The organism is Streptomyces hebeiensis (assembly GCF_052983195.1).
In genome coordinates, this window is record NZ_CM129812.1 from 292,715 (window position 1) to 315,424 (window position 22,710).

The 22,710-nt window shown below is 71.4% G+C and carries 18 protein-coding genes; all 18 read right to left on the reverse strand.

Annotation, left to right across the window (positions count from 1 at the left end):
- Window positions 1–180 precede the first annotated feature (180 nt).
- The 18 genes from ACU6P3_RS01280 to ACU6P3_RS01365 all read right to left on the reverse strand — a co-directional run bounded on the left by ACU6P3_RS01280 (window position 181) and on the right by ACU6P3_RS01365 (window position 22,702).
- Window positions 181–2,835, reverse strand: a complete 2,655-nt coding sequence (locus tag ACU6P3_RS01280; protein WP_447195504.1) for a beta-L-arabinofuranosidase domain-containing protein — start codon at window positions 2,833–2,835, stop codon at window positions 181–183.
- Entirely contained in the window at window positions 2,832–4,193 is a 1,362-nt protein-coding gene (locus tag ACU6P3_RS01285; protein WP_447195505.1) for an aminopeptidase P family protein, read from the reverse strand. Before ACU6P3_RS01285 ends, ACU6P3_RS01280 begins: the two co-directional genes overlap by 4 nt.
- Entirely contained in the window at window positions 4,190–5,476 is a 1,287-nt protein-coding gene (locus ACU6P3_RS01290) for an alpha/beta fold hydrolase (protein WP_447195506.1), read from the reverse strand. Before ACU6P3_RS01290 ends, ACU6P3_RS01285 begins: the two co-directional genes overlap by 4 nt.
- Window positions 5,473–6,318, reverse strand: a complete 846-nt coding sequence (locus tag ACU6P3_RS01295; protein WP_447195507.1) for an ATP-binding cassette domain-containing protein — start codon at window positions 6,316–6,318, stop codon at window positions 5,473–5,475. Before ACU6P3_RS01295 ends, ACU6P3_RS01290 begins: the two co-directional genes overlap by 4 nt.
- Window positions 6,315–7,130 (reverse strand): ABC transporter ATP-binding protein, encoded by an 816-nt coding sequence (locus ACU6P3_RS01300; protein WP_344274773.1) that lies wholly within the window; start codon window positions 7,128–7,130, stop codon window positions 6,315–6,317. Before ACU6P3_RS01300 ends, ACU6P3_RS01295 begins: the two co-directional genes overlap by 4 nt.
- Entirely contained in the window at window positions 7,127–8,125 is a 999-nt protein-coding gene (locus tag ACU6P3_RS01305) for an ABC transporter permease (protein ID WP_447195508.1), read from the reverse strand. Before ACU6P3_RS01305 ends, ACU6P3_RS01300 begins: the two co-directional genes overlap by 4 nt.
- Window positions 8,122–9,078 (reverse strand): ABC transporter permease, encoded by a 957-nt coding sequence (locus ACU6P3_RS01310; protein WP_447195509.1) that lies wholly within the window; start codon window positions 9,076–9,078, stop codon window positions 8,122–8,124. The genes ACU6P3_RS01305 and ACU6P3_RS01310 overlap by 4 nt, the downstream gene beginning before the upstream one ends.
- 1 nt (window position 9,079) lies before the next feature.
- Complete coding sequence (locus ACU6P3_RS01315; protein ID WP_447195510.1) at window positions 9,080–10,639, reverse strand: ABC transporter substrate-binding protein; 1,560 nt, start codon at window positions 10,637–10,639, stop codon at window positions 9,080–9,082.
- Between the two features lie 466 nt (window positions 10,640–11,105).
- Window positions 11,106–11,774, reverse strand: a complete 669-nt coding sequence (locus ACU6P3_RS01320) for a GntR family transcriptional regulator (protein ID WP_030755075.1) — start codon at window positions 11,772–11,774, stop codon at window positions 11,106–11,108.
- A gap of 178 nt (window positions 11,775–11,952) precedes the next feature.
- Entirely contained in the window at window positions 11,953–12,954 is a 1,002-nt protein-coding gene (locus tag ACU6P3_RS01325) for a proline racemase family protein (protein WP_447195511.1), read from the reverse strand.
- Between the two features lies 1 nt (window position 12,955).
- The gene (locus ACU6P3_RS01330; protein ID WP_447195512.1) at window positions 12,956–13,885 is read right to left on the reverse strand and encodes a dihydrodipicolinate synthase family protein; all 930 of its coding nucleotides are present in this window, start codon (window positions 13,883–13,885) and stop codon (window positions 12,956–12,958) included.
- Window positions 13,882–15,300: an FAD/NAD(P)-dependent oxidoreductase gene (locus ACU6P3_RS01335; protein WP_447195513.1), complete on the reverse strand. Its 1,419-nt coding sequence runs from the start codon at window positions 15,298–15,300 to the stop codon at window positions 13,882–13,884. The genes ACU6P3_RS01330 and ACU6P3_RS01335 overlap by 4 nt, the downstream gene beginning before the upstream one ends.
- Window positions 15,293–15,550 (reverse strand): 2Fe-2S iron-sulfur cluster-binding protein, encoded by a 258-nt coding sequence (locus ACU6P3_RS01340; protein WP_447195514.1) that lies wholly within the window; start codon window positions 15,548–15,550, stop codon window positions 15,293–15,295. Before ACU6P3_RS01340 ends, ACU6P3_RS01335 begins: the two co-directional genes overlap by 8 nt.
- Window positions 15,547–16,737, reverse strand: coding sequence for an NAD(P)/FAD-dependent oxidoreductase (locus tag ACU6P3_RS01345; protein WP_447195515.1), 1,191 nt, complete (start codon window positions 16,735–16,737; stop codon window positions 15,547–15,549). The genes ACU6P3_RS01340 and ACU6P3_RS01345 overlap by 4 nt, the downstream gene beginning before the upstream one ends.
- Window positions 16,738–16,923: 186 nt before the next feature.
- A complete protein-coding gene (locus ACU6P3_RS01350; RefSeq protein ID WP_447195516.1) occupies window positions 16,924–20,169 on the reverse strand; it encodes a bifunctional [glutamine synthetase] adenylyltransferase/[glutamine synthetase]-adenylyl-L-tyrosine phosphorylase in 3,246 nt (1,081 codons plus the stop codon).
- A 343-nt stretch (window positions 20,170–20,512) separates the two neighbouring features.
- Window positions 20,513–20,689: a hypothetical protein gene (locus tag ACU6P3_RS01355; protein WP_447195517.1), complete on the reverse strand. Its 177-nt coding sequence runs from the start codon at window positions 20,687–20,689 to the stop codon at window positions 20,513–20,515.
- Between the two features lie 236 nt (window positions 20,690–20,925).
- Window positions 20,926–22,014 (reverse strand): sensor histidine kinase, encoded by a 1,089-nt coding sequence (locus ACU6P3_RS01360; protein WP_447195518.1) that lies wholly within the window; start codon window positions 22,012–22,014, stop codon window positions 20,926–20,928.
- Entirely contained in the window at window positions 22,007–22,702 is a 696-nt protein-coding gene (locus tag ACU6P3_RS01365; protein ID WP_447195519.1) for a response regulator transcription factor, read from the reverse strand. The genes ACU6P3_RS01360 and ACU6P3_RS01365 overlap by 8 nt, the downstream gene beginning before the upstream one ends.
- Window positions 22,703–22,710 lie beyond the last annotated feature (8 nt).

Here is a 22,710-nt window from a genome sequence, read left to right on the forward strand (position 1 = left end):
GGACGAGCGCCACGTCGGTTTTCCGGCCTGTTCCGCGCACCGGAGAACGACGGTGGACGCGGTGGATTCCGGTGAGCACGTGAAGGCCGACACCGATGGACGGGGCGTCTATTACTTGTTGACACTGAGGTAAGAAAACCCTTTCGGCAACGTTCTGTTCGGGCCAATCGACCGGAGTTCTCACCGCCGCGGCGGCAATTCCACCCGCTGGACCGGTGTCGTGTTCCCGGCACGGTCGGTGGCGACAAACTCGAGGGTCTGCGGCTCGTCGCGCAGCGCCCTGGTGAAGGGCTCCTGGTAGACGCCCCAGAACGTCTCCGGGGTACGCCACTGGACGCGGTCCACGCCGGACACGTCGTCGTCGGCGTGGAGGGTCACCTCGACGTTGCTCGGCCCGAGCGGACGGACCTCGGCACGCACCGACGGGGGCCGTGTGTCGACGGCGACCTCGCGAGTGGTGTGAACGGTCCGGCCGGAGGAGTCGGTGACCCGGCCCCGGAGCACGTACCGGCCCTCTCGGTCCAGCGCGATCACACCGGTCGCGGGCTGCCACGCGCCCTCGTCCACCGCGGCCTCCACAGTGGCGGACGAGACCGAGGTCACCGCGAAGCCCGGCCCGCGGGTGTACCACCCGGACGGGGCGCGGTCGCCGGTGACCTCCACCCGGACCACAGGCAGCGGATCGCCCACGCCGACGTCCGCCGGGAGCGACCATTCGACGACGTCCTCGACCTGCTGCCCGTCCGCCGAGGTCCGCCGGGTCACGCGTGGAACGTCCGCCGAGTCCGGGCCGATGACACCGCGGCGGGGCACGGGCGGGCCGTCGAGGGTGCTCGCGGTCGCCGCCATGAACACCGCGACCGCCTCGTCCCGGCTCAGCAGCCCGGACCGGGCCGCCCGCACCACCCCCCGGTGGACCGCGGTGAAGAACGCTCCGACGTCGGCGTATCCGCCGTCCGCCCACAGTCCGGTGAGGAACGACCAGCCGTCGGAGTCATGGCGGTCGGGTACCCCGGGTGCGCTGCCCAGGAAGGCGATCTCCGGATCGGCCAGGCGCAGGTACATGTGGTAGCGGTGGTCCCCGCCGGACCAGGCCGGTTCGAAGGTACGGCCGAGCACCGAGACCAGGTCGCCGTCGGTGGTGTGCCCGGCGACGCTGCCGTCAAGACGCCGATGGGCGGCCGCCGCGACCTGCAGGGTGGTGGTGGCGTCGTCGCGCGCGAGCAGGACCGTGGGGCCGAGTTCCAGGCTGACCAGGGTGGGGTCGTCAAGGGTGGGCACCAGCCGCAGCGGCATCGGCAGGTCGAGTTCGACGATGTCGCCGGGGCGGAAATCGCGCCGCAGTGTCACGAATCCGGTGTCCGGCACCGGCGTCTCCACGCCGTCGACCCGGGGACGGGCGGCCCAGGGCGGGATGCGCAGGAGCAACTCGCCCGAGAAGGCGAGACCGAACTCGATCGCCACCTTCCCGTCGCGGGGGTACCGGGTCCGCAGGGTCACCTCCCCGTCGGCCCGGCGCAGCCGCGAGGGTACGTACTGCGTGACGTACAGCTGCCCCGGTGCGTGGAACCACACCGATTCCTGGTGTTTGACGTGGCTCTCCAGCCCGGTGCCGCCGCAGCAGGTGCCGACGTTGTCGTACTCGCGGACGGCGCCCGGGTCCACCGGGTACATGTACAGGACCTCGGGACCGGTGTCAGAGGTGACGTCCGCGCGGGAGCCGACGATGTGGTTCAGCGAGGCACGCTCGGCGTAGTCGGCGTACCGGACGTCGAGGGTGTGTCCGAAGAGCGAGCGGGCGATCTTCAGCAGGTTGTAGGTGGCGCAGGTCTCGGCGTTGCGTCGCTTGACGAACCCGGCCACGGTGTTCGCGGGGCCCCACAGTTCGCCCTCGCCGGTGCCGCCGTGGGCGAAGATCCGGCCGGGCACGATCTGGTCCCAGAGGGCGACCACGGCGTCGAAGTAGCGGCGGTCGCCGGTGGCGTCGTACTGGTCGAGGTGTCCGACGAGCATCGGGAGATGCTGGTTGGCGTGCATGCCGTCGAGCACGTCACGGCCCTCGACCGCGGCGTCGAGCACGCGGTCGACCTCGAATGCCCCGGCGGTGCGCAGGAACGACGGTTCGCCGGTGATCCGGTGCAGTCTCGCCATGGTCTCGTTCATTCCGCCGAACTCGCCGGCGATGTAGAGCGACCACATGCGCTGCGACCGCGCCCGGTCCAACCGCAGGACCCGGCCGGCCACCCAGTGGCCCATGCCGGTGGCGATCTCCAGCGCCTGCCGGCAGCCCGTCAGCTCGTACGCGTCCAGCAGACCGGCCATGATCTTGTGGCACGTGTAGTACGGGGCCCAGATCTCCCCGTACGGAGCCAGGTCCTCCAGCCGCGAGAACTGCCACTCGCCGTACGCCGCCAGAAAGCCCGGATGGCTGTAACGCCCGGTCGCCGCCAGCGCGTCGCGCGCCTCGGCCAGGCCCGCGACCATCTCGTTCGCCTTGCCCCGCAGGAGCTCCTCACCGGTCGAGGCGTACGCCAGCGACAGCATCGACAGGAAGTGCCCCGCGTAGTGCCCGCGCAGCAGGCTCGCCGTGGGTGCCACTCCCGGACCGGGGTAGTCGGCCTCGGACCACGCCCGCTCGTCCGGATGGCCGAAGTCCTCCCAGGTGCCGGGCGGGAGTGCCCCGCGGGTGTCGAGCCCCGCGTTGGCCCGGAAGACCGCGAGCACCCGGTCCACCGGGAACTCCCTGGCGAGATGCAGCATCTGGTCCCGGGTCCGGGAGTGCACCCCGTCGAGCAACTCCACGTCCCGCAGGGCGAAGGGACGCGCGCGGGTCATCGGGCCGCCCATTTCTCGAGCCCGGCGGCGTCGATCGGCAGCGCGCCCGACAGCACCTCGTGCCCGGTCCCGGTGACCAGGAGGTCGTCCTCCAGACGTACGCCGATTCCGCGCAGTTCCGGGGGCAGGGTCTCGTCGTGGGCGTGGAAGTACAGGCCGGGCTCGACCGTCAGCACCATGCCGGGCCGCAACGACGCGCCCTGGTACCGCTCGTACGACGACGAGCCGCAGTCGTGCACGTCCAGGCCCAGGTGGTGGCCGATACCGCAGACGAGGTAGCGGCGGTGCTGCTGGCCCTCGGGGGCGAGCGCCTCGTCGACCGAGACCGGCAGCAACCCCCAGTCGTGCAGGCCGCGGGCCAGGACTTCCATGGCGGCGAAGTGGAAGTCGGTGTAGGTGGCGCCGGGGCGTACCTGGTCCATGCCGGCCCGGTGGGCGGCCTCGACCAGGTCGTGCGCCCGGCGCTGGGCCGGTGTGAAGGAGCCGGCCACCGGGATCGTCCGGGTCACGTCCGCCGTGTACAGCGAGTTGGCTTCGACGCCCATGTCCAGCAGCAGGGTCTCACCGGGCCGGACCGGGCCGTCGCAGCGGACCCAGTGCAGGATCGGCGCGTGCTCGCCGGAGCCGACGATGGTGTTGTAGCCGGGCCCGTTGCCGAAGGTTCGGGCGTGCCGGTCGAAGGTGCCCTGCAGCCAGCGCTCCCCCAGGGCGTCGGCGACGGCTCGCGGGATCTCGTCGGCGACGGCGGCGAATCCGGTGACCGTGTGGTCCACGGCCTCACGCAGCTGTGCGATCTCCCAGTCGTCCTTGATCATGCGAAGGTCGGAGAGCACGGTACGCAGTTCGTCCGGTTGGCCGCCCTGCCGCTCGCCGAGGTCGTCGATCGGCCGCACCGGCAGATCCAGCGCGGCCGACCACGCCGCGAGCCCCGCCGACGGGCCGACCCACAGTTCCCCGTGCGCCGCGCTGGCGTGGAAGTCACGTTCGCCGGGCCGGGCCGGAGCCGGCATGTACAGCACCGCGTCGTGGCCGCCCGGGCGCGGTGTCATCACCAGGACCGCGCCCTCGGTCTGGCACGAGGTGGCCCAGAGGAAGTCGCTGTCCACCCGGAACGGGTAGTCCGCGTCGCCGTTGCGGCGCCTGGCGCGGCCCGCGGCCAGGACCAGGGTCCGGTCCGGCAGGCAGGCGCTCAACCGGGCCCGGTGCTCGGCCGCCGCCCGTGCCGCGGCCGGACTCACCGGCGCCGGGACGTCGCGTTCGGCCCAGCCGTGCCCGATACGGGCCAGGAAGCCGGGGCTTTCGTCGGCCAGCCGCGGCGGCCTGGTACCGGCGTACGGCGGGGTGGTCGTCTCGGTCAACGCTTTTCGCCTCCTCGGTCACGGACCATCTCCCGCAGCCGGCGCAGCACCCGGCCGTCGGTGATGCCGTCGTGTTCGTACTCGTTGGTCACCCAGGTCTGGGCGTTGCCGACCCGGGTCAGGGTGTCGCGCTGCAGCCCGGCGTCGACGAACACGTCGTCGGCGTAGACCGCCGCGGCCAGCGGCACGTCGTTGGCCGCGAGCCGGGCCGGGTCGTAGAGCGGGCTCCAGACCTCCTGCTCGGCGAGTTCGGCCATCGCGGGCGCGAACGGCCGCAGCGCCCGGACCTCCTCGAACATCCAGGGAAACGTCATCTCCGAGGTGAACAGCAGTGGCCGGCGGTCCTCGGCGAACTCCGGCCGCCGGTCCCGTTCGCGCTGGGCCGACCAGCGGAAGGGGCCGTTGGCGCCGTCGCCGTAGATCGACTCCTGGAGGGTCCAGAACAGCGGGTTCCCCGCGTTCGACGTCTTGACCAGCACGGTCTGAAGGAAGGTGTCGTCAAAACGGCCGTCTCGGCGGATCGCCTCGGAGACCAGCCAGTGCAGGCGTTGGTGGCCGGCTCCGAAGCCGAGCTCCCCGCCCAGGGTCTGGAACCGGCGCACCGACAGTGGCGAGCCGTCGGGCAGCGTCACCTCACCGGCGGCGAGCCGGTCGGCGATCGCCGCGACCGCGGCGATGTCCTGCGGGTAGCGCCGGTAGAAGTCGGCGGTCTTGTCGGCCACCCGTTCGAACGTGCGCCGGTAGACCTCGTCCGGATCGGGCGGTGTGCCGGGGATCCCGCCGCAGACGTAACAGGCGGTCAGCGCCTCGGGGGCGTGGGACAGATAGGTCAGGGTGATCCACCCGCCGAAGCTCTGTCCGAGGGTGGCCCACCGCTTGCCGTCGTAAGCCCGGGTCCGGATATGTTCGAGGTCGCGCACGATCGAGTCGGCCCGGAAGCGCAGCAGGTGGTCCGCCGCGGCGCGGGCATGGGGGAAGCCCGCGATGTCGGTACCGTCGACCGGGGTGCTTCGCCCGGTGCCGCGCTGGTCGACCAGAACGACGCGGTAGTGTGCCAGGGCCTCGGGCAGCCAGCCTCCCACCGGGGCGGGCCGGGGATTGGCTCCGCCGGGGCCGCCCTGCAGGTAGGTCAGAAGCGGCAGGTCGTCGTGGCGACGGTCGGGGTCGGTGAACTCCCGGACGAACAGCTCGATGCTCTCGCCGCCGGGATCGGACCAGTCCAGTGGCGCGGCGATGGTGAACTCGCGGACCCAGGCGCCGGGCAGGGGGTACTCCAGGTTCATGTGGTGGCCCCCGTTACGTTGGAGCGCCGACGCGCGTCCCACTCGGGGCGGATCCGCGGCACGGCGGCCAGCAGTTCGCGGGTGTACTCGTGTTGCGGGTCGTCGAAGACCGCGTCCCGCTCGCCCGCCTCCACCACGCGGCCGCCCGTCATCACCGCGACGCTGGTGGCGATCTGCCGGACCACGGCGAGGTCGTGGGCGATGAACAGGCAGCCGAAGCCCTCCTCGCGCTGGAGTTCGCGCAGCAGGTTGATGATCTGCGCCTGCACCGAGACATCGAGCGCCGAAACCGCTTCGTCGCAGACCAGTACGCGCGGATTCACGGCGATGGCGCGGGCGATGCCGATGCGCTGGGCCTGCCCGCCGGAGAACTGCGCGGGGTAGCGGCCGACGTGATCGGGGTCGAGCCCCACCCGTTCCATGAGCGCGCGGGCGACGGACCGGGTGCCTCCGGGAATCGGCCGTTTCTGGTAACGCAGGGGCGCGGTGACGATCCGCTCGACGGTGTGCCGCGGGTTGAGCGACGAGAACGGGTCCTGGAAGACGACCTGCACCTGGCGGCGTACCTCCAGCAGGTCCGGCCCGTGCAGGGCGGTGATGTCGCGGCCGTCGAGGTGGACGGTGCCCGACGTGACGTCGATCAGCCGGGCGGCGAGCCGCGCGGTGGTCGACTTGCCCGACCCGGACTCCCCCACCAGCGCGAGGGTCCTGCCCGCGTGGAGGTCGAAGGAGACGGTGTCGACGGCGGTGAACCTGCGCGCGGGGCGCAGCAGTCCGGCCGTGCCCGCGACAGGGAATTCCTTGACCAGGTCCCGCGCCCGCAGCAGTGGTTCGGGGCTCATGTGTCGCCTCCCAGGGTCTGTAGTTCGCCGATCTCATCGTCGATCCGCGGGACCGCGTCGAGCAGTGCCCTGGTGTACGGGTGCCGCGGGTCGGAGAAGACCTGCTCGGCCGTGCCGGACTCGACGACCTTGCCGTGCCGCATGACGATCAGTGTGTCGGCGACCTCGCTGACCACGGCGAGATCATGGGTGATGAGGATGAGCGCGGCACCGGTGTCACGGCGTACCTCGGCGAGCAGGTCGAGGATCTGGGCCTGGACGGTGACGTCGAGCGCGGTGGTCGGCTCGTCGGCGATGATCAGGCTCGGCTCGGTGGTGAGCGCCATCGCGATCATCACGCGCTGGCGCATGCCGCCGGAGAACTGGTGCGGGTATTCGTCGACGCGACGGGCGGCGTCACGGATGTGCACGCGTTCCATCGCCTCGATCGCCGCCTTGCGGGCTGCCCGGCGGCTGACGTCGGAGCGGTGGGAGCGGTAGGCCTCCGCGATCTGCGTGCCCACCGTGTAGTACGGGTTCAGCGAGGAGAGCGGGTCCTGGAACACCATGGCGATCCGGTCGCCGCGAACGGCGCGCATCCGGCGTTCGTTCAGTGTGGTGAGGTCGGTGCCGTCGAACTCGATGTGGCCGGCGCGGGTGGCGCCCTTCGGGAGCAGCCCCATGATCGCGAGGCTGGTCATGGACTTGCCGGAGCCCGACTCGCCGACGATGCCGAGGGCGCCGCCGGGCGGCACGGCGAAGTCGACGGCGTCGACCACCGGCTTGCCGTGGAAGGCGACGGTCAGGTCGCGCACGCGCAGCAGGTCGCTCATGACGCCGCGCCCTTTCCGACCCGCGGGTCGATCGCGGAGTAGACGAGGTCGACGGCCATGTTGCCGACCACGACGAAGAACGCGGCGAGCAGCGTCACGGCCATGATGACCGGCTGGTCGTTCTTGGTGATGGAGTCCGCCGCGAGTTTGCCGACGCCGTTGATCCCGAAGACGGTCTCGGTGATCAGCGCGCCGCCGAGCAGACCGGCGAAGTCCATGCCCGCGATCGTGACGATCGGGGTCAGTGCCGGCCGCAGCGCGTGCCGCCGCCACACCAGGTCCGGGCGCAGGCCCTTGGCTTTCGCGGTCCGCACGAAGTTCTCTTCCAGGGTGTCGATGACGTTGGCCCGGGTGAGCCGGGTGTACGACGAGGCGTAGCCGATCGCCAGCACCGTCCACGGCATGATGAAGTTGAGGAACCACTGCCCCGGGTCGTCGGCGAACCGCACGGCCTGCGGGAAGGGCAGCCACTGCAGCCACACCACGAGCACGTACTGCAGGGCGAGGGCGAGCACGTAGTTCGGGATCGACATGCCGCCCAGGGTGAGCCCCGCGATGAACCGGTCGGTGAACCTTCCTTCGCGCACCGCGCTGAGCAGACCTCCGATCACGCCCATGACCAGCCAGAGCACGGCCGCGCCGAGCGCGACCACCGCGGTCACCGGCAGCCGCTGCACGACCATGTCGGTGACGAACTGAGAGGTCTGGAACGAGTAGCCGAGGCAGGGTGCCGGGCAGTGCACCGCGGACGGGCCGCCGCCGTAGTCACGGCCGAGGAACAGCCCCTGCAGGAAGTTCAGGAACTGGGCCGGGAAGGGGTCGGTCAGGCCGAGGTTGGCACGGATCTGGTCGATGCGCTCCGGGGTGCAGTTCTTGCCGCAGATCTGCACGGCCGGGTCCGGCGACAGGGCGAAGAAGATGATGTAGGTGAACAGGCAGACCAGGAAGAGCACCAGCAGCATGCCCAGCACGCGGTGCACGACGTAGCGGGTCATGAGCGGCCTCCCGGCTCGGCGGCGATCCGGATGCGGTCGCCGAGGACCATGAAGGACAGCACCAGCAGCGCCAGGAAGAGACCCGGTACCAGGAAGTACGTGGGGACCACCGCGTACCAGCTCACCGAACTCGAGATCATCTGCCCCCAGGACGGCGTGGGCGGCACCAGGCCGACACCGAGGAAGGACAGCCCGGCCTCGGTGCCGATGTAACCGGGTACGGCCAGGGTCACCATGACCAGGACGGTCGAGCGCAGGTTGGGCAGGATCTCGGTGAAGACGATGGTGGTGCGGGAGGCACCGGACGCGCGGGCCGCCTCGACGAACTCGCGCTCCTTGAGCGACATGGTCTGTCCTCGCACGATCCGGGCCAGGTACGGCCAGCCGAACACCGAGATCACCACGACCAGCAGGTACTGCCGGTCGTCCGCGGGCAGTGCGGACAGCACGGCGATCATGAAGATGAGTGCGGGGAACGCCATCAGGAACTCCATGACGCGCGAGATCACCATGTCGGTCCGGCCGCCGAAGTATCCGGCCAGCAGGCCGAACACCATGCCGAGCACCGTGGTGAGCAGTGTCGCGCCGAGTGCGATGAGCATCGAGGAGCGGGCTCCGTACACGATCCGCGCGAAGATGTCCCGGCCGCTGCCGGGTTCGACACCGAGCCAGTGGGACCCGGAAATGCCGCCCCAGGACCCGACGGGCATACCGCCGAGGTCGGGGTCGATGGCGCTCTGGTCGAACTCGTACGGGTCCCAGCCGCTGACCCGGACGATGAGAGGCGCGCACACCGCCATGAGCACGATCAGTGCGATGTAGCCGAGGCAGGCCACGGCCACCGGGTCGCGCAGCAGGGTCCGCGTCACGCTCCGGCGAGGGTCGGGCCTGGTGCCGGCGGTGCCCGGGGCGGACACCGTCGGCACCCGCGGACCGGTTGACGGGATCGTCATGTCAGCCCTTCGCCGGGTCCTTGAGACCGATGATCCCGTAGTCGACGTCGCCGCTGGGCACGATCACCCCGGCCACGTTGGTGCCCGGCAGGTAGATGCGGTTCTCGACGTTCAGCGGGACGAAGGGGGCCAGCGCCATGATCTTCTTGTCGAGCTCGCCCCATGCCTTGTTCGCCGCGGCCAGGTCGGTCATCGCGCCGATGCGGTCGATCTCGGCGTTGACGGCGTCGTCGTCGAGCTGGGCGACGTTCTGGTTGCCCTTGGCGGTGATGTGCCGGCCGTCGAACAGCGGCGGCAGGAACGTCGACGCGCTCGACGCCCAGTCCGGGCACCAACCGGTGATCGCCGCGTCGTGCTGCTGCGACGGTGTGCCGATCGTCTCGTAGTAGGTCGCCGCGTCGATCACGTTCAGTCTGACCTCGATACCGGCCCGCTTGAGCGCCTGCTGAATGGCCTCGCCCCTGCTCCGGTCGACTTCTTTCGCGCGTACGTCCAGGGTCATCGTGAAGCCGTCGGGGTAACCCGCCTCGGTGAGCAGCCGCTTGGCCTTGGCCACGTCACCGGCGTTGTCCGCGCTCGGATAGGGGTCGTAATCGACGTGCCCGGAGACCGTCTTCGGCAGAATGCTGTGGGAGATCGTCGCGAACTGCCTGCCGCCGGTGGCGTTGAGCACCGAGCCCTTGTCCACCGCGTAGTTGACGGCCTGACGCACCTTCACGTCGTTGAGCGGTTTCTTCGTCGTGTTGAGACCCATGTACGTGAGGCAGGTCGACGGTGCCGTGACCGTGCGCGCTTTGAGCTGGGGCGTCCGCAGGCGGGCGACGGTGGCCGTCTGCACACTGCCGGAGATCGCGTTGACGTCGGCGCCCTGGCCGGCGATGAGACGCTCGTCGATGGTGGCGCCCTCGACGCCGACGGTGAAGCGCCACGCGTCGGGGTACGCCTTGCGGACCGTGTCGCTCTTCGGGTCCCAGTGCGGGTTGCGCTTGAGCTGGATCACGCTGCCCGGGACGAGTTGCTCCAGGTCGTACGGACCGGAGGAGATCACGTCCTTGATGAATGAGTCGCCCCCGCCGGTCCCGGCGGGGAACGGGGTGCCGCTCGACTGGGACAGCGCCGCGTCGAACTCGGGGAAGGGAGCCTTGAGGTGGAAGACGATGGTCCGGTCGTCGGGCGTCTCGATCGTGGGCAAGTCACCCGAGCGGTACGGCCCCTGGTAGCCCTTCGGCGCGTCGATCAGCTTTTTCAGGTAGGGCGAGCCGATGCCGATCTCCGGGTCCCAGCCGCGGCTGATGCCGAACTTGACGTCCTTGGAGGTGATCGTCGCGCCGGTGTCGAACTTGATCCCGGATTTGAGCTTGTAGGTCCAGGTCAGGCCGTCGGCGGAGACCTTGCCGAGGCTCTGCGCGAGGTCGGGGACCATCGCGTTGGGGTTCTTGGCGTCGTTGGGTGCCTTGGTGATCAGCTGACGGTAGATCAGGCGGTAGAACGCGTTGACGCCGCCGTCGAAGCCCCGGGTCGGATCGAGGTAGGAGAAGTCGGTCGACTGCAGGACCTGCACGGTCCCGCCCTTGACCGCGGTCCCACCGCCCCCACCGCCGGCACCCGTCGACGTGGAGCCACCGCCGGTGCATGCCGAAAGGGCGAGTACGCCGGCCGTCAGCCCAGCGAGCGCCGCTGAAGACGAGGTTCTCTTCAAGGGGTCCTACCTTCCGGTCGGGTGCGAGCAGCCCGGCCGTCCGGACGAGCGGGACGGATGACGGGCCGGCGGACCAACGACTACGTGCGGAAACGGTGAGCAGACGCACTGCGAATCCGGTGGGCAGGCGGGCAGAGCGGGGCAGCCGCGAACCGGTCCCACAGAGGGACCGGGATCACTGCGATCCCGGTCGCTTGAGAGGACAGTAGTATGTGACACCTTCCGGGAGAAGAGCTTCGGCGGGGATTTTGCGCGCCGGCCTTCCTGTTCGCGGGCGCGCGCCGACGGCCCGCCCGGCTGGGCCGGACGGGCTCGTCACACCGGTGTCTCAGTCCTCCGAGCGGCCGTTCCACCAGCCGAGCACGTGCCCGATGTGGGCGGTGACCAGTGTTTCCGCCCCCCGCCCGTCACGTGCCTCCAGCAGATCCACCAGGCTGTGGTGCTCGGCGGCCGAACGGGCCAGCTCGGCCGTACCGATCATGTCCGCCAGACCCACCATCCGGGTCTGCTGCCGCAGGTCCTTCACCATCGCGATCAGCCGACGGTTGCCGTGCAGTTCCAGCAGGCGCAGGTGAAAGGCCATGTCAGCGGCGAGGTAGGCGGCGAGATCGGCCGCGGCGGCCGAGTCCACGATCGTCTGCGCCTTGCGCCGCAGGTCGGCAGCGGCCTCCGGTTGCAGCGTCCGCGCGATCTCCCGCATCGGCGGCGCCTCCAGCAACTGGCGCAACCGCACGATCTCCCAGAGGTCCTGCTCGCTGACCTCGGTGATCCGGAAACCCTTGTTGCGCACCACGTCGACGAACCCGCGTCCCTGCAGGTTGAGCAGGGCCTCACGGACCGGGGTGGCGGAGATCCCGAAACGCGCGGCCAGCGTCGGCGCGGTGACCAGGGCCCCCGGGGCCAGTTCGCCCGAGACGATGGCCGCGGCCACCGCGTCCTCCACCGTGCCGCGCAGGCTCGCCCCCACCGACACCGGGCCGATGATTGATGAGCTCATCCGCGCCGTCCTCCCACCACTGAAATGTCACACCCCGCCAACCCTCGTCGGCCAACGACGTGCCGAGTATCGCATTCGCCGGCCACGACGTTCGGCCCACGGGGGCGCGGGTGCGGACCGGTACCCCCTCCCGGTCCTGGCCCGGTGACGAAACGCCACGGGGCGTCCGCCCTGCCCCTCAGAATTCGAAACCGGCCGGATACGGATCGGTCGGGTCCAGCATGTACTGGCCGATCCCGGTCACCCAGGCCCGGCCGGTGATGGTCGGCAGCACCGCGGAAAGGCCGCCGACCGTGGTCTCTCCGACCAGACGGCCGGTGAACCGGCTGCCGATGAAGGACTCGTTGACGAAATCCTGGTGCAGCGGAAGCTCACCGCGTGCGTGCAACTCCGCCATCCGAGCCGACGTGCCGGTTCCGCAGGGCGATCGGTCGAACCATCCCGGATGGATGGCCATGGCGTGCCGCGAATGCACAGCGTCGGAACCGGGCGCGATGAACTCCACGTGGTGGCAGTGGCCGACACCGTCGATCTGGGGGTGCTCGGGCGGCGCGGACGTGTTGATCGCGTCCATGATCGCCAGCCCGGCGCTCAGGATCTCGTCCTTGCGCTGCCGGTCGAACGGCAGCCGCACGTCGTCGAGGTCCACCATCGCGTAGAAGTTCCCGCCGAACGCCAGGCTGTACCTGACCTCGCCGAGGCCGGGCACCTCGATGGTCTCGTCGAGCCGGTCGCAGTAGGCCGGCACGTTCTCCAGCGTGACGCTCTCGGCATGCCCGTCCTTGACCGCGACGTTGGCCACCACCAGCCCGGCCGGGGTGTCCAGCCGGATGCTCGTCACCGGCGCGACGACCTCGACCATCCCGGTCTCGACCAGCACCGTGGCCACCCCGATCGTGCCGTGCCCGCACATGGGCAGGCACCCGGACACCTCGATGTACACCACGCCGAAATCCGCGTCGGGGCGGGTCGGCGGCTGCAGAATGGCGCCGCTCATCGCCGAATGACCGCGCGGCTCGTTCACCAGCAGCCGCCGTATGTGGTCGAGGTGCTCGGCGAAGTACAGCCGCCGCTCGTTCATGGTGGCGCCGGGGATCACCCCGATGCCTCCGGTCACGACCCGGGTCGGCATGCCCTCGGTGTGCGAGTCGACGGCGGAGAACAACCGCGATGTACGCATCTCAGACCGCCACCGCGCGGCGCGTCTCGAGCGCGGTGATGGCCCGTCGCATGTCGGCACGCACCTGCGCGTCGTGCTCGGCGGAGAGCGGGCCGCGCGGCGGGCGGCACGGGCCGCCGTATCGGCCGACCATGTCCATGCCGAGTTTGATGGCCTGCACGAACTCGGTGCGCGAGTCCCACCGGAATACCGCGACGAGGTGCTTGTAGAGCTCCCGGGCCTCCTCGAAGCGCCCGGCCAGCATGTGGTCGTAGATCGCCACCGACTCGGCCGGGAAGGTGTTGGGGAAGCCGGCGAACCAGCCGACCGCCCCGTCGGCCATCAGCTCGAACAGCACGTCGTCGGCGCCGGCCACGACGTCGATGTCGCACCGCTCGGTGATCTCGAACAGCCGACGCACGTCCCCGCTGAATTCCTTGATCGCCCTCACGTTGGGCAGCTGGGCGATCTCCGCCACCAGGTCGGGGACGAGATCCACCTTGGTGTCGATCGGGTTGTTGTAGATCATGATCGGCAGCCCGACCTCGTCGATCTTCGTGTAGTGCTCGACGACCTGCTCGCCGCTGGCCCGGTACATCGTCGGCGGCAGCGCCAGTACACCGTCCGCCCCGTCCTCGGCGGCCAGTTCGGCCCAGTGCCGGGCCTGGTGCCAGCCGGGCCCGTGCACCCCGGCCACCACGACGCCGCGCCCGCCGACGGCCTCGACCGCCACCTGGACGACCTTGCGACGCTCCGCGTCGGTCAGCGCGGAGTACTCGCCGAGCGATCCGTTCGGACCGACACCGTGGCAGCCCTCCCCGATGAGCCAGTCGCAGTGCTCCGCGTAACGGTCGTAGTCGACCTCCAGCCCGGCGGGGGCCGACGGGTTCTCCTTGAAGGGCAGCGCGGTGGCGACGATCACCCCGCGCAGATCGGTCGGTGCGGAACTCATGGGACGTCCTCTCGGTTGCTGGTCCTGGCCGAAGCCGCGAGTTCGCCCAGGCGCACGGGAATCGCGATCGGCCGGTGGGCGGTACGGCCCGGGTCGAGCAGACCGGGTCCGTTCGAACCGGTGAGCATGGACTCGACCGTGCGGCCGCAGGTGCGGCCCTGGCACAGGCCCAGGCCGGCCCGGGTGGTCAGTTTGAGCGAGCGCAGCCCGCGGGAGCCGGTCAGCTCCGCGGCCCGGCGCAGGGCGCCCGCGGTGACGTCCTCGCAGCGGCACACCACGGTGTCGTCGTCCAGCCAGGCGCGCCAGCCGGGGCGGATGCCGTGCGCGGCGGCGAGCCGCGCGGCGAACTTCCGGAAGACCGCCCGCTCGCGGACCGCGCTCGGTGCGGGCACGCCACCCGAGGCGACACTCCCGGCGATCTCGCCCTCCGCCAGGGCCAGGTCGACGCCGCCGATGCCGGTCAGCTCTCCGGCCGTCAGGACCCCGGGCACCGACGTACGCTGCCGCTCGTCGACGGTGACCGCGCCGTCCACGTCCACCGCGCAGCCGGCCGACAGGGCGAGTTCGGTGCGCGGGACGAAGCCATGGCTCACGCAGACGGCGTCGGCCTCGATCCGTCGTCCGGTACCGGGGACCGGCGTCCAGTCGCGGGTCAGGCGCGCCACGGTGACCGCCTCCACCCGATCGGTGCCGTGCGCCGCGACGACTGCCGCGCCGGTCCGGTACGGAATCCGGTGGGCGACCAATTGCCGGGCGTACCCGGCCAGTTCACCGGCCTTGCGCCGAGCCGCGAGCAGCTGCCACGGCCGGGTCGCCCAGCCCCCGGCGAGCTGCGCCGGGCCGGCCGCCTCGACCACCCCCGCGACCTCGGTCCCGATCCGCAGCAGGCTCGCGACCACGGGCAGCAGGAACGGCCCCGCGCCCGCCACCAGGACGCGGCGCCCGACGGCCACCCGCTCGCCCTTGGCCAGCGCCTGCGCCGCCCCGGCGGTGAAGACCCCGGGCAGGTCCCAGCCGGGGAACGGCAGGGTGCGCTCGTACGCCCCGGTCGCGAGCACCAGGGCCGCCGGATCGAAGGTACGCGGCTCGCGCCCCTGCCCGTCCGGCTCGCCGACGAACACGTGCACCAGCGGCGGGGCGCCGTCACGCCGCTCCACCGACCAGACGTGCGCGCCGGTCACGACCTCGCAGCCGTCGTCGCCCAGCAGATCGTCGCGCATCGCGACGAAACGGTCCCAGCCGTGATGCCACAGGCGCTCGCCCGGGTCGGCGCGTCCGCCCGGCAGATGCCGCCAGTACTGCCCGCCGATGTCGGCGCCGGCTTCGAGCAGGACGACACGGGCACCGTGGCGGCGGGCGGCCAGCGCCGCCGCCATGCCGGCCGGTCCCCCGCCCACGACGAGCACCTCAGTCACGGTCGTCCTCCTGGAGGTCGACCCTGTCCCCGTCCACGGCCCGCCGCTGGCAGGCCCGCACGTCACGCAGCCCGTTGACGGTCACCAGGCAGTCGAAGCAGGCTCCGATCCCGCAGAAGACGCCGCGGGGGCGGCCGGTGCGGGTTCGCCGCCAGGCCACCCGCCCGTCGGCCAGCAACAGCCCGGCGATGCTCTGTCCGGCCAACCCGGCGATCCGCTCACCGTCGACCTCGATATGTATCCCCGTCATCGGGCGGCCCCTTCGAGATGCGGCAGCAGGGTCGGGCGGTCCAGGCGGAACTCGGCGGCCAGCGGATCGGCCGCACCGCCCAGGAGTTGGTCGCGCAGCAGCTCGGCGGTGGCCAGGCTCAGGCCGATCCCGGCGCCCTCGTGCCCGGTCGCGTGCCACAGACCGGGCAGTCGCGGGTCGGCACCGATCACCGGCAGGTGGTCGGGGACGAACGGCCGGAACCCGCCGTAGGCGCGCATCGCCTGCGCGGCGGCCAGGAAGGGGAACAGGAGCAGCGCCTTGGCGGCCAGCGCGGCGAGCACCCGGGCCTCGATCCGCTCGTCGAAGCCGCGGCGCTCCCGGGAGGAGCCGATCAGGACGGTCCCGGCGGCCGTCGACTCGACCACACTGGAGACCTGCAGGTCGGCCGAGCCCGAGCCGACCGCGCCCACGTAGTCAGCGTCGTACACCTTGTGCCGTACACGGACCGGCATCCGCGACGTGACCAGCACCGTGCCGCGGCGCGGACGCACCGGGAGAAGAACGCCGAGCCGCTCGGCGACCAGGCCGGACCACGGTCCGGCGGCGAGCACCACGGCGTCGGCGGGCAGGCTTCCCGAATCCACCCGTACGCCGACGAGCCGGCCCGCCGACAGCACCGGTCCCGTCACCTCGACGCCCTGTCGCACGCGCGCGCCGTGTCGGCGGGCCGCGGCCAGCAGGGCCTCGGTCGCGGCCACCGGCTGCACCTGCAGGTCCTCGGGGTAGAACACCGTGGCGGTGCTGTGCGGTGTCAGGTCGGGTTCGAGCTCATGAGCCCGGGTGTCGTCCACCGTCTCGGCCAGCACTCCGGCGTCTCGCTGGGTGTCCGCGAACGCCAGCAGAGCCTCCGCGCCCGCCTCGGTCGTGGCAACCACCAGGCCGCCCTTGCGTTCCAGTTCGAGGCCGGGGAATCCGGCGGGGAGCTCGTCGCGCAACTCGGCCTCGATCCGCGCCCAGGCGGCGAGCGAACGCTGCGCCAGCCGCAGCTCGGGGCCGGGTTCCTTGTCGGAGACGAGCAGATTGCCCTCACCACCCGCGGAGGTTCCCCCGGCCGTGGAGCCGCGGTCGACGACGGTCACGTCGCAGCCGGCGCGGACCAGGGCACGGGCTGTCGCCGCGCCGACGATGCCCGCGCCCACAATGACGATCCGAAGAGGAGTGGCCACGGCAGTACTATGTCACATGTCCCGTTGCGCTGGGAGACCTTCGATCTCCCGGCAGTGCTCGCCGAGCCGAACCTCGAAGGCCCACACCGCGACCGCCGCCACCCGCGACCGCGCGGGCGCGGGTGGCGGGTGGCCGGCCGCGTTCGGGCCGCTCCGGCCCCGGAACCGGCCCGTCTGGCGAGGTGGTCAGCTCGCGTGGTCGTAGAACCGGCGTTCCACCACGGCGCGGGCGCGCCGCGTGGTGCGCCGGTAGTCCTCCAGCATCTCGCCGACACGTCCCGGGCCGTAACCCAGGTAGCGGCCCACCGCGGCCAGTTCGCGGACGTCCGTCGGGAAGGTGTCGCCGGGGCGGCCGCGGACCAGCATGACGGCGTTGCGGACGCGGCTGGCCAGCACCCACGCCTCGTCCAGGGTCCGGGCGTCCTCGGTGGGGATCAGCCCGGCGGCGCGGGCGGCGGCCAGGGCCTCGCGGGTGCGGGTGGTGCGCAGACCGGGCTCTGCCCAGCCGTGGCGCATCTGGAGCAGCTGGACGGTCCACTCGACATCGCTGAGGCCGCCTCGGCCGAGCTTGGTGTGGGTGGTGGGGTCTGCGCCGCGCGGCAGCCGCTCGGACTCCATGCGGGCCTTGAGCCGCCGGATCTCGCGGATCGCGTCCTCGCCCAGGCCCTGGCGCGGATAGCGCAGCGGATCGATCAGCTCGATGAAGCGCGCGCCGAGACCGGGGTCGCCCGCGACGGGTTCGGCGCGCAGCAGCGCCTGGTTCTCCCAGATCAGCGCCCAGCGACGGTAGTAGGCGGCGTACGAGGCGAGGGTGCGCACCAGCGGACCGGACTTGCCTTCGGGGCGCAGGCCGGCGTCGATGAGCAGGGGCGGGCCGACGGTCGGGAGTTGGAGCAGCCGCCGCGTCTCGTTGGCCACGGCGAAGGCGGCGCGGGCGGCTTCCTGTTCGTCGGCCCCTTCGCGCGGCTCATGGACGAAGAGCACGTCCGCGTCCGAGCCGTAGCTGAGCTCGTGGCCGCCGAAGCGGCCGAGGCCGATGACGGCGAAGCGGGTGGGCGGCTCGTCGTCCCAGGTTGCGCGGACGGCGGCGCGCAGGGCGCCGGCGAGGATCGCGGCGTTCAGATCGGAGAGGGCGTCGCCGACCATGTCGACCAGGGCCCCCGGACTCGCGGGCTCCTCGGGCAGCGAGGTCCGGCCCGAGGGACGGGCCGGGATGTGCGGCTCGGAGTCGCGCGGCGCGCCGGGCACCCCGGCCGCGGGCCGCGCGCCGTGCGGGGCCCGCGCCGTCGGCGGGGTGGCCGAGGCACCGACGCCGGCTGCCTCCGGCCGGCTCACGGCCGGCCGGATCGCCCCGTTCACCAGCCGCGCGCTCTCGATCACATCCGCCGCCGCCGTACGGAACAGCTCGCGCTGCCGCACCCCGCGCGCCACCGCGACCGCCTGCTCGGCGCCGTCGGAGCGGGCCACCGCGGCCAGCACCTCCTGCTCCAGATGGGCTCTCCCGCGCGGGCGCAGCCGCTCCGGGTCGCCGAGCAGGGCGACCGCCTCGCGGGTACGCAGCAGCAGGTCCGGGGGGAGCCGCCCGGCGGAGAGCACCCGTGCCAGGTTCTCCACGGCGGCCCCCTCGTCGCGCAGCAACCGCAGGTACCAGGGCGTCTTGCCCAGCGCGTCGGAGACCTTGCGGAAGCCGAGCAGCCCGGCGTCCGGGTCGGCGGAATCGGCGAACCAGTCCAGCAGTGCCGGCAGCAGCGTACGCTGCGCGGCCGCTTCCCGGGTCGTCCCGGACGCCAGAGCCTCCAGGTGACGCAGGGCGGCGGCCGGGTCCGCGTAGCCCAGCGCCGCCAGCCGCCGGCCCGCCGCCTGCGAGCTCAACCGGGCCTCCCCCTGCCGCAGTTGCGCCACCGCGTCCAGCAGCGGCCGGTAGAACAGCCTCACGTGCAGCCGCCGCACCTCGCGCGCGTACCGGCGCCACGCCGCGACCAGCTCGCTCACCGGTTCGGTACGACGGTCGCAGTCGTAGACGGCGCCGAGCGACCGCCCCAGTCGCCGCAGATCCGCCTCGCCCTCCGGTACGAGAGGGGTGCGGCGCAGCCGATGGAGCTGGACGCGGTGCTCCATCGAGCGCAGGAAGCGGTACGCCTCGTCCAGCGCCGCCGCGTCCGAACGGCCCACGTAGCCGCCCGCCGCCAGCGCCGCGAGCGCGTCCAGTGTGGTGCCGCCGCGCAGCGACTCGTCGGACCGGCCGTGCACCAACTGCAGTAATCGCACGGCGAACTCCACATCGCGCAGGCCGGCCGGGTCCGGCTCCAGCTCGCGGTCGTCCTCGGCGGCGGGGGTGTTCTCCCCCGCCCGGCGGCCCATCTGCCGCACGTACGGCACGAAGTTCTCCCGCTCCACGGCCGGCCAGAGCATCGGCGTCAGCGCGTCCACGTACACCTGCCCGAGCGCGCTGTCGCCCGCCACCGGCCGGGCCTCCAGCAGCGCCTGGAACTCGCAGGTCCTGGCCCACCGCTGGTAGTACGCCAGGTGGCCGGCGAGCGTCCGCACCAGCGGCCCGTCGGGCCCTCCCGGGCGGAGGCCGGCGTCGACCGGCCGGATGGTGCCCTCGGCCGTGACGTCCGAGCAGATCCGCATCAGCCGGGAGGCCAGCCGGGTGGCCGCCCGCACCGCCCTGGCCTCGTCCGTCCCGTCCACGGCCTCGGCGACGAAGACGACCTCCACGCCGGAGACGTAATCCAGCTCGCGCCCGCCGTACTTGCCCATCCCGATCACCGCCAGCCGGCAGGCCGCGGCGTCCTCCGGCTGCTCCTCCGCCACGATCTCCAGCGCGGCCCGCAGCGTCGCCGTCGCCAGGTCCGCCAGTTCGGCGGCGGCCCGGGTGACATCGGTGGTGCCGCACACCTCGCGCGCGGCGATGGCCAGCAGTGCCCGGCGGTACGCCACCCGCAGCGCGTCCGGCCGCGGCAGCCCCGCCCGCGGCTCGCCCCGGACCCCCTCCGCCAGTGCCTGTTCGAAGCCGGCGGTGGTCGGGGGCGGGTCCGCCGCCTCGTACGACACCAGCGCCCGCCAGTGCCGCGGATGCCGGGCCAGATGGTCGCCCAGCGCCTCGGACGCCCCCAGCACCCCGAGCAGCCGGTCGCGCAGCGGCTCGGCGGCGACCAGGGTGTCCAGCAGCGTCTGCCGCGAGTCGGCGCGCTCCTTGTCGTCCCCGTCCTCCAAAGCCTCCGGAAGCGCCTCGACCAGCCGTACCAGCCCGCGCAACGCCAGATCGGGGTCCGCGGTCGCCCCGAGCCCGTCCAGCAGCACCGGATCGCCGCGCACTCCGGCCAACGCAGGCGCGTCCAGCAGCCGCCGGGCCGCCGAGGGGCTGGTGAAACCGTGCCGCAGCAGCTGGGTGACGTCACTCCTCCTGCGTTCCTGGGGTAGAGCCATGCGCGCCGCCTCCCTCCCTGGCCGACATTCCCGCACTGCCATGTTCAAGGCCCGCTGACGAGCCCGAGCGAACGCCATTGCGATGCCGACCCAGACAATCCTTGAAGATAATGTCTTCCTACCGATATTCACGCAGCACCGACCGGGCCACGTCGAGCCGTCACGGAATACCCGCGTTCCACCTTTGCCCGACCGGCAAAAGCGAGGCCACCGACCCGACAACCTCACAGCCTTCGACACCCCGCCCCATGGTTGATTTTGCGGCACACATTCCCTCACCCCCTACATCAGGTGAAACGCCTGAATGCGGCGGCAAAAACGTAGGAGTCGCCGTCATTGCAGGTCAAGACGGAGGCAATAAAACGTTGACTGATGCAACGATGCGCAAAACAGGGCAAAATGGATTCACCTGGTACTGCATCCGCGAGGTTTTGGACAACGCCTTATTTTCGAGGCCTCCCCACCCCTCGGACTTCTCCCCCGCGACCTTTTGATCAATATTCACCAACTGTTTATCCATGTTTTAGTTTATATCGGAACCAGCAGCCGCTTCCCATCCGGCCGCCCACGCCGGTTCCCCGCGAGCAGTAAAGGAATTACCATCGCAGTAAAGGAATTGCCATCGCTGTGGCCGCGATGGCTCGGTTTCCACGGAACGCGGACCGACGGGCTGGCCGGAAAACGAGGTGCGAGACATGGCGCAATGTGACCGCGTCGGTCGGGAAGCCCACGATGTCTCACGGATCCCCTGCTGCGTCACCCGCCGGCGTGCGGGGCTGTCGCGGGCAGTTCGACAGTGATGCGGATACCGCCGGCGGAGCGCGGGGCTAGCGTGAGGGTTCCGTCGTGTGTGTCGGTGATGGTTTTGACGATGGCCAGGCCCAGGCCGACGCCCGCGTGGTCGGTGTATACGCGTTCGGTGCCGCGCTGGAATGGCTCGGTGAGTGTCGAGGCCAGCTGTGGGGTGAGCTTCTCGCCGGTGTTTTCGACGGTGAGCACCACAGTCCTCGGGCGGACGCTGGTGTTGACCCACACCATGCCCTGTTCAGGCAGGTTGTGGATGATCGCGTTGTGCACGAGGTTCGTGGTCAGCTGCAGCAGGAGCGCTTGCGATCCGATCGTGGGCGCGATGTCGCCGCCGGTCTCGACGGTGACGCCGTGCCTTTCCGCAAGGGGGAGAAGCGTTTCGGTGGCCTCTTCCGCCATGAGGGACAGGTCGACGTGTTCCCGGGTGACGGACCGCCGCTCGGCGCGGCTGAGCAGGAGCAGTGCCTCGGTGAGGTCGATCGCCCGGGCGTTGACTGCGTGGAGGCGGTCGATGAGCTCGCCGGTGTCGCGGTCCGGATCGCCGCGGGCCACGTCGAGAAGTGCCTTCGAGGTCGCCAGCGGGGTGCGCAGCTCGTGAGAGGCGTTGGCCGCGAATCTCCGCTGTTCGGCGATGTGCGCTTCGAGCCGTGCGAGCATCGCGTCGAAGGTGTCGGCGAGTTCGCGGAACTCGTCGTCGCGGCCCGGCAGCCGGATCCGGTGGGCGAGCGATCCGTTCATGGCCAAGCGTGTGGCGTCGGTGATGCGGGTCAGGGGGGCGAGCATCCGGCCGGCGAGAATCCAACCTCCCACGAGACCGAACACCAGCAGGAAGACCAGCCCCGCGCCCGCGGTCGGCGCGAAGATGTACAGGAAGTCGGAGCGCTTCAGCGGTCCATCGGGGCTTGCCCCCACGTCGGGCATGAAACGCAGCAGGGACACCCACACGGCCGCGAGCAGCAGTGCGCCGGCAAGCATGAGGAATCCGGCGTAGCTGAGCGTGAGTTTGAGGCGAACGCTCAATCCCGGCGCTCTATCCACGGTCTCCTCCCCCGGCTCCGGCCTGCGGTCGCGTGCCGATGCGGTAGCCGGCGCCTGGCACGGTGGCGATGATCCAGGGCTCCCCAAGACGCTTGCGCAGTGCCGAGACGGTGATGCGCACCGCGTTGGTGAACGGGTCGGCGTTCTCGTCCCACGCGCGTTCCAGGAGCCCTTCGGCGCTGACGACACCGCCTTCGGCCGCGACGAGCACTTCGAGCACCGCGAACTGCTTCCGGGTCAGCGCAACGTAGCGGCCGTCCCGGTGGACCTCTCTGCGGAACGGATCCAGCCGCAGCCCCGCGATCTCCCGTACGGGCGGCTTGTGGTGGGCGCGCCTGCGGTCGAGTGCCCTGAGCCTGAGCGCGAGTTCCCGGAGTTCGAAAGGTTTCGTGAGGTAGTCGTCGGCCCCGAGTCCGAACCCGGTGGCCTTGTCGTCGAGACGGTCGGCCGCGGTGAGCATGAGAACCGGCATGCCGCTGCCCGAGGCGACGATGTGTCTGGCGATCTCGTCACCGGAGGGTCCGGGGATGTCGCGGTCGAGGACGGCGATGTCGTAGGTGTTGACGCTCAGCAGTTCCAGCGCGGTGTCGCCGTCACCCGCGATGTCGGCTGCGATCGCTTCCAGGCGCAGGCCATCGCGGATCGCCTCTGCCAGATAGGGCTCGTCCTCGACAATCAACACGCGCATGTGGTCGA

Coding starts and splice junctions, on each gene's coding strand:
- ACU6P3_RS01280 (WP_447195504.1), bottom strand. CDS start 2,835: ATGACCCGCGCGCGTCCCTTCGCCCTGCGGGACGTGGAGTTGCTCGAC.
- ACU6P3_RS01290 (WP_447195506.1), bottom strand. CDS start 5,476: ATGAACCTGGAGTACCCCCTGCCCGGCGCCTGGGTCCGCGAGTTCACC.
- ACU6P3_RS01295 (WP_447195507.1), bottom strand. CDS start 6,318: ATGAGCCCCGAACCACTGCTGCGGGCGCGGGACCTGGTCAAGGAATTC.
- ACU6P3_RS01300 (WP_344274773.1), bottom strand. CDS start 7,130: ATGAGCGACCTGCTGCGCGTGCGCGACCTGACCGTCGCCTTCCACGGC.
- ACU6P3_RS01305 (WP_447195508.1), bottom strand. CDS start 8,125: ATGACCCGCTACGTCGTGCACCGCGTGCTGGGCATGCTGCTGGTGCTC.
- ACU6P3_RS01310 (WP_447195509.1), bottom strand. CDS start 9,078: ATGACGATCCCGTCAACCGGTCCGCGGGTGCCGACGGTGTCCGCCCCG.
- ACU6P3_RS01320 (WP_030755075.1), bottom strand. CDS start 11,774: ATGAGCTCATCAATCATCGGCCCGGTGTCGGTGGGGGCGAGCCTGCGC.
- ACU6P3_RS01325 (WP_447195511.1), bottom strand. CDS start 12,954: ATGCGTACATCGCGGTTGTTCTCCGCCGTCGACTCGCACACCGAGGGC.
- ACU6P3_RS01330 (WP_447195512.1), bottom strand. CDS start 13,885: ATGAGTTCCGCACCGACCGATCTGCGCGGGGTGATCGTCGCCACCGCG.
- ACU6P3_RS01340 (WP_447195514.1), bottom strand. CDS start 15,550: ATGACGGGGATACATATCGAGGTCGACGGTGAGCGGATCGCCGGGTTG.
- ACU6P3_RS01350 (WP_447195516.1), bottom strand. CDS start 20,169: ATGGCTCTACCCCAGGAACGCAGGAGGAGTGACGTCACCCAGCTGCTG.
- ACU6P3_RS01355 (WP_447195517.1), bottom strand. CDS start 20,689: ATGGATAAACAGTTGGTGAATATTGATCAAAAGGTCGCGGGGGAGAAG.
- ACU6P3_RS01365 (WP_447195519.1), bottom strand. CDS start 22,702: ATGCGCGTGTTGATTGTCGAGGACGAGCCCTATCTGGCAGAGGCGATC.